The 6,000-nt window shown below is 34.1% G+C and carries 5 protein-coding genes; 1 reads left to right on the top strand and 4 read right to left on the bottom strand.

Going from position 1 to position 6,000, the window contains the following annotated elements:
• Positions 1 to 175 precede the first annotated feature (175 nt).
• Positions 176 to 340, bottom strand: coding sequence for a hypothetical protein (locus tag F6K18_RS28920; RefSeq protein ID WP_287525976.1), 165 nt, complete (start codon positions 338 to 340; stop codon positions 176 to 178).
• 1,017 nt (positions 341 to 1,357) lie between these two features.
• Positions 1,358 to 1,510 (bottom strand): hypothetical protein, encoded by a 153-nt coding sequence (locus F6K18_RS28915; protein WP_287525973.1) that lies wholly within the window; start codon positions 1,508 to 1,510, stop codon positions 1,358 to 1,360.
• A gap of 131 nt (positions 1,511 to 1,641) precedes the next feature.
• On the opposite strand from F6K18_RS28915, the gene F6K18_RS28910 reads away from it, so the two are divergent.
• Entirely contained in the window at positions 1,642 to 3,222 is a 1,581-nt protein-coding gene (locus tag F6K18_RS28910; RefSeq protein WP_375341364.1) for an NAD(P)H-quinone oxidoreductase subunit N, read from the top strand.
• Positions 3,223 to 4,200: 978 nt separating this feature from the next.
• Here F6K18_RS28910 and F6K18_RS28905 read toward each other — a convergent pair.
• Both F6K18_RS28905 and F6K18_RS28900 read right to left on the bottom strand, forming a co-directional pair.
• Positions 4,201 to 4,416: a hypothetical protein gene (locus F6K18_RS28905; RefSeq protein ID WP_287525972.1), complete on the bottom strand. Its 216-nt coding sequence runs from the start codon at positions 4,414 to 4,416 to the stop codon at positions 4,201 to 4,203.
• A gap of 6 nt (positions 4,417 to 4,422) precedes the next feature.
• Positions 4,423 to 4,860: a hypothetical protein gene (locus tag F6K18_RS28900; protein ID WP_287525971.1), complete on the bottom strand. Its 438-nt coding sequence runs from the start codon at positions 4,858 to 4,860 to the stop codon at positions 4,423 to 4,425.
• Positions 4,861 to 6,000 lie beyond the last annotated feature (1,140 nt).

The raw sequence follows: 6,000 nt of genomic DNA, 5'->3' as shown, positions 1-6,000 counted from the left end.
GCAGCAATCAATTTGAAACGAGTCGAGCTAGACTTGTTCGGTGACTATAAAACCGCCGTAAGAACAAAGTGGTTATTATAAAGTCAAAAACTGCTTTTGTTTCTAAGGAAGTTCTGACCGTTTTTAAAAGAGATAAGAAGCATACACAGAATTGGAATCCGTCTGTTTAGGTAAGTCACTCCAGTAATTGTCTTTCAGATTCCAGAGCTTTAACTAAATCTTGATTTCCTTTAGCTCTTGCTGCTTCCAGGCGATGAGCTAATCTTTTTTCTATATTGGCTTTATGAACCTCATTTAATTTAACTAGGCTTTTTGGTGAATTTTTGTTCATCATGGACATTTTTTTTACCTCTTTTATTATATAACCTACATTTTTAATTTAGCATCGCTAGAAAAAATAAACCAGCCCGGTTACTGAAAACTGTCAGTTATTATTAGCTAGTAGACACCAAACAAAGTCTGTTTTAGTAGGCTATCCCTTGTAGAATCATTCACAAATATTCTGAGTAAATCTTTTTAATAAAATGCCTGAAAGTCTTGATTAGTAATGAATGTATAAATATTCAGCAATAAATTATATCGTTAACTAAGGACTTTGAAAATCATCTTTTTTTATCCCTTAATGAGAGTTTCTCCTAGTTAATTAAATTTTATTAAGTAGACTTTGCAGTCTCATACTAAATATTAGTTAAGCCTTAGAAGTTAAATTTTATCTTTGTTATTTTGGGTTTAATACCCCGCCGTCTACACCTATCCATTACCCACATCTTTCTTAACATAAAGCTTGACTGTTAAGACGAGTTATGAGTAAGTCTTGGCTCGGCTTTTTCGGGAGAAAAAATGTATTTTTCCATACTTTTTTTTTGACAACTTCAGTAGTTTTACTTAGCTAAATTGATTTTTTCTCCTTTCTCCCCTGCTCCCTGCTCCCCTGATCCTCACAAGGGTTTCAAGACTTATGGGTAAGGTATACCGTCTACACCAGGGTCAATTTATTGTCACTAGTGCCGCTACGCGGAAGTTAAAAATCAAAAGTCAAAAGTCAATCATTTTTGATTTGTAATTGTTTTCGGATTTTGTAACTGGTCAGTTATTTCCGCCATCCTGCACTAGAGAAAAAGGGAGTGGGGAACCCACCCCTAACCCCTAGGGTCAATTTATTGTCACTAGAGAAAAATTGTATACTTTGAAATTTCGTACATCTTGCTAGGATTAGTTAACCAAAAATATAGAGTTAAGGACTTACGGAAAGACACTACATATAGTATATAAAACTATAGCACTATGGTATATATAGTGTTTTTACCATGATAATGCGTAATTCCTGGAGTTGTAAATATTCTCTGACGACAAAGAATTAGCTCTGGCCGTCTACACCTTGTTTATAATTGGTTGGGGTTTGAGTCCCCATCCGTTTTTTCTTCCTTCCTCTCTTGGTGCGCATTCCCTTGCGTCTATCGCCGACGTGGGGTCGCACCGCTTCTTCCTTCTTCAATAATTTAGAAAACATTTGGTTTTTTCTTCCTCACCTAATAAAAAACCAAAAAATCTCTGGATACACGCTACAATCCTCTACTGTAAAGGATTATTAATCAGTCAAAATTCTTAGTTACTTACACAAAAAATTTCAAATTATCTAACATGATAGATTTCTCTAACATTGCGGCCCAGCTTAACGCAGGCACTATCCTTCCAGAAGCAATAGTTATAATTACCCTACTTGTAGTTCTCGTTGGAGACCTCATAGTAGGACGTACTTCTGCTAAGTGGACCCCCTACGCAGCCATAGTAGGTCTATCGATCGCTATTGTGGCCTTATATACTCAATGGGACAGTACAAATACCATCGGCTTTTTGGGAGGCTTTAATGCTGATGCTCTCAGTGTAGTATTTAGAGGTATCATTGCTCTGTGTGCCATTACCACTATATTGATGTCGGTGGCATACATAGAACAAACTGGGACTCCACTAGGAGAATTTATTTGTATTCTGCTCACTGCTACTTTGGGGGCAATGTTCCTTTCTGGAGCAGATGAGTTGGTGATGATTTTTGTTTCTCTGGAAACCCTGAGTATCTCCTCTTATTTATTAACTGGTTATACAAAACGTGACCCTCGCTCCAATGAAGCAGCATTAAAATATTTACTCATTGGCGCTGCAAGTTCGGCCGTTTTTCTCTATGGCATCTCCCTTCTCTATGGTTTGTCTGGTGGAGAAACTCGGTTAACAGCGATCGCCTCTAGTCTTGCTGATGGATCGAGTGGTGGTGTTTCACTAGCTCTAGTTATTGCCTTAGTATTCGCGATCGCTGGTATTTCTTTCAAAATTTCTGCTGTCCCTTTTCACCAATGGACTCCGGATGTATATGAAGGTTCCCCTACTCCAGTTGTGGCATTTCTCTCAGTGGGTTCTAAAGCTGCTGGTTTTGCTTTAGCTATTCGTCTTTTGGTTACTGCTTTCCCTTTAGTTTCGGAACAGTGGCATTTTGTATTTACTGCCCTTGCTGTATTGAGTATGGTATTGGGTAATGTGGTTGCTCTGGCCCAAACCAGTATGAAACGTCTACTTGCTTATTCATCTATTGGACAAGCGGGTTTTATTATGATTGGTCTTTTAGCGAATACTGAAGCTGGTTACGCTAGTATGATATTTTATCTGTTAATTTACTTGTTTATGAATTTGGGTGGTTTTACCTGTGTGATTCTATTTTCTCTCCGTACAGGTACAGACCAAATTAGTGAATATGCAGGGTTATATCAAAAAGACCCATTATTAACTTTAGGGTTGAGTCTTTGTTTGCTTTCTTTAGGTGGTATTCCTCCACTAGCGGGTTTCTTTGGTAAGATTTACTTGTTTTGGGCAGGTTGGCAAGCTGGATTATATTGGTTAGTTTTGTTAGGATTAATTACCAGTGTTGCTTCTATTTACTACTACATTCGTGTGGTGAAAATGATGGTAGTAAAAGAACCGCAAGAAATGTCGGATGTGATTAAGAATTATCCTCCTATTCGTTGGGATATTTCGGGTATGCGTCCTTTACAAGTAGGGTTGATTTTGTCTGTTTTAGCAACGTCTTTAGCTGGAATTTTATCTAATCCTTTGTTTACTTTGGCTAACGATACTATTGTTAAGACTCCTATGTTGAATTCGGTTTTAGTTCAGACTGTTGAAACTAATTCGGTAGCTAGTCAACCAAGTTTTTCTTTGTCGCAAAACAATTAGTTTTAATTCTTTTGATTCAATAAAAGTAAGAAATGTTCGGCTTATTGAGTCGAGCATTTTTTCTATTTAATAGATAGGTCGAATTGTCGCAGTTTTTATTGCAGAAAGAAGAAGGAAGAAAGAGGAAGGTTTTAGTTATCTAGAAGATAAGGAAAAATCTTGCTTTGTTTTAGTTTTAAATTTTTTATCAAGATAATATGGGTATAATACCCCGCCTTTTAAGGCGAAATATTTTTGGAGAGTTGCTCACGCATCCCCTACTTCCCCTCCTGGGAGGGGTTAGGGGTGGGTTAACTTCTGACTTCTGACTCGTTAAATTTCCTACTAATCTTTCTTTCGACTGCTATAACAACCTATTTCTTTCTCTTATACAGGTTCTCATATTAATGAGGTAGAGTATTTTTTCTCTTCACTTACTTCTTTATTACCTTTCCAAAAATTTTCATATATAGCCTAAATAACTAACAGCTTACTAAATTTTTTGTATCTAAAATATAACCTAATTTTCTGAAAATTCAATAGGTAATATTCAGCTAAGTTATCTATTTATCAAGATATTTAGAGTAGAGGCTAGTTACATTAGACATCAGTATCTTCGCAGGCTGAATTTATCCCTTTATTTCAACTTATCAAAAGAAAAGAGAATATGGAATATTTCAAGCCTCTTTATTGCAGAGGTACTGATAACTGATAACTTAAACTACCTCTACATAAAAGTATCTTAGAATTTTTTAACCATTTCAGAATATTATCTTTTCTTGAGCGGGTTTAATACCATTTCTCAAAAATTTCTCTACATTTTGTTGAGCAGGGGAGTGGGGGAGTAGGGGAGTAGGGGAGTAGTAAAAAGTAAGAATAATTAACATTAACTGGGCTATTTTTAGCAAAAAGGTGATTCTACCTGTTTTGATTAATTAATAACTTAAGTCTTACTCAAGTATAGCTTTACTTTTAGGAATTGGTATAATTCCCCACCGTCTAAACCGTACTTAAAATTGTTTGTGGTTTGTAGACATGGAGTGGAGTGTCGTTGACTATCCATAAGCAAATTTCCCTTCTTCCCTTCTTCCCTTCTTCCCTTCTTCCTTTCTTCCCTTCTTCCCTTCTTCCTTTCTTCCTTCCTTCCTTCCTTCCTTCTTCCTTTCTTCCTTTCTTCCTTCTTCCTTTCTTCCTTCTTCCTTCTTCCTTCTTCAAAGAAAACTATGCTAGAACTTTGAGAGCTTCTGGTTTAAGGATAACTTGAACTCCTGAGTTAACTTTAACGTGCCACATACCGTTTGGTAATTGATTTAGCAACTCTACAGCTTTACCTCGGTCTTCTTCTAGTTCTGGAGTTGGTGAATCAACTAAAATAACTGTTGTTTTGGTTGACTCTTTTGATGGTATTAAATTAGCAGATAAAGAGGAGTTTAGAGAGGGAGAGTCTTCTGAGAGAGTTGCTAACTGCATTCTCAGTTGATTTAGTTTATTTTGTAGTTCTTGATTTTCTTTTTGATATTGTTGTGATTGTTCTGTTAGTTCTTGATTTTCCTCGGTTAATCTTTGAACTTCTAGTTTTAATCTCTGAACTTCTACACATTCATCAATACTAACATTACAAGCTTTAGCTATAACTTTTTTAATTAGGGGGCTGTACATAACTTTTAAGTAAATAAATTAGAGTAAATTGTTTTTATGGAGAGAGAAGTTATTCTTTTTCCTAACTTCTCTTACCTTCTATTATCATCTTCTATTTTTCCCATAGAGTATGTGACCCCTTATCTGGTTTTAATGTGATTAAAATCACTATAAAAATTATGGGTTAATTATGGGATAAATTTCCAGGACAATAAACTTGATAGTTGATAGTAATTAATACTTATATAAATTTGTTTTTTGAGTTGAATTGAAGTATAACTACTCAAATCTTTTATTGTCTTACTTAATTCAGGACTGTGAGTTAAGTAGATACGCATAATGTATTAAAAAAGCCTATCTCATCAATAATTTATTGATCCCCTCTACTCTAGAAGTTGAAAAGATTCTCACATATACTATCTGCTTTGTCAATATAATTTTGGAAATAGGGTTTTTATTCTCAATGTCAAATCAACTATATTAAATATTACTACTTCCTCTTTTTATATATGGTCAGTTGATATATTTTATTTATAATTTTGTGAACGCTTACTTTTAGATGTATGATTGAGAAAATCTAGCATTTACGGTAAGAGTAAGATAGGTCAAATTTTTATATTTTCTCCCAAAAGCAATAAATTTTAATTTTTTTTGATAAAAGTTAATCAGGAAAGAAAGAAAACTTTTAATGTACATCTAATTGTAGGAATTATAAATATTTATCCAGAATTTCTGTGAGGCGCGAATTGCTATAGTGAAACTATATTAAATATTACTACTTCCTATATTTATATCTGGATATCTGGTCAATTGATCTGTATTTATTTATAATTTTGTGAACGCTTACCTTTAGATGTATGATTGAGAAAATCTAGCATTTACGGTAAGAGTAAGATAGGTCAAATTTTTACATCTTCTCCCAAAAGCAATAAATTTTAATTTTTTTTGATAAAAGTTAATCATGGAAGAAAGAAAACTTTTAATGTACATCTAATTGTAGGAATTATAAATATTTATCCAAAATTTATGTGAGGGGCGAATTGCTATAGTGAAACTATATTAAATATGACTACTTCCTATATTTATATCTGGATATCTGGTCAATTGATCTGTATTTATTTATAATTTTGTGAACGCTTACCTTAAGATATATGATTAAGA

Source organism: Okeania sp. SIO2C2 (assembly GCF_010692625.1).
Lineage (GTDB): Bacteria > Cyanobacteriota > Cyanobacteriia > Cyanobacteriales > Microcoleaceae > Okeania > Okeania hirsuta.
The sequence above is the reverse complement of the archived record's forward strand: the minus strand, read 5'-3'. Positions and strand labels throughout refer to the sequence as shown.

Bases quoted from the DNA above. Each gene is read 5' to 3' on its own strand.
- F6K18_RS28920 (WP_287525976.1), bottom strand. From the start codon at position 340: ATGTCCATGATGAACAAAAATTCACCAAAAAGCCTAGTTAAATTAAAT.
- F6K18_RS28915 (WP_287525973.1), bottom strand. From the start codon at position 1,510: ATGTTTTCTAAATTATTGAAGAAGGAAGAAGCGGTGCGACCCCACGTC.
- F6K18_RS28910 (WP_375341364.1), top strand. From the start codon at position 1,642: ATGATAGATTTCTCTAACATTGCGGCCCAGCTTAACGCAGGCACTATC.
- F6K18_RS28900 (WP_287525971.1), bottom strand. From the start codon at position 4,860: ATGTACAGCCCCCTAATTAAAAAAGTTATAGCTAAAGCTTGTAATGTT.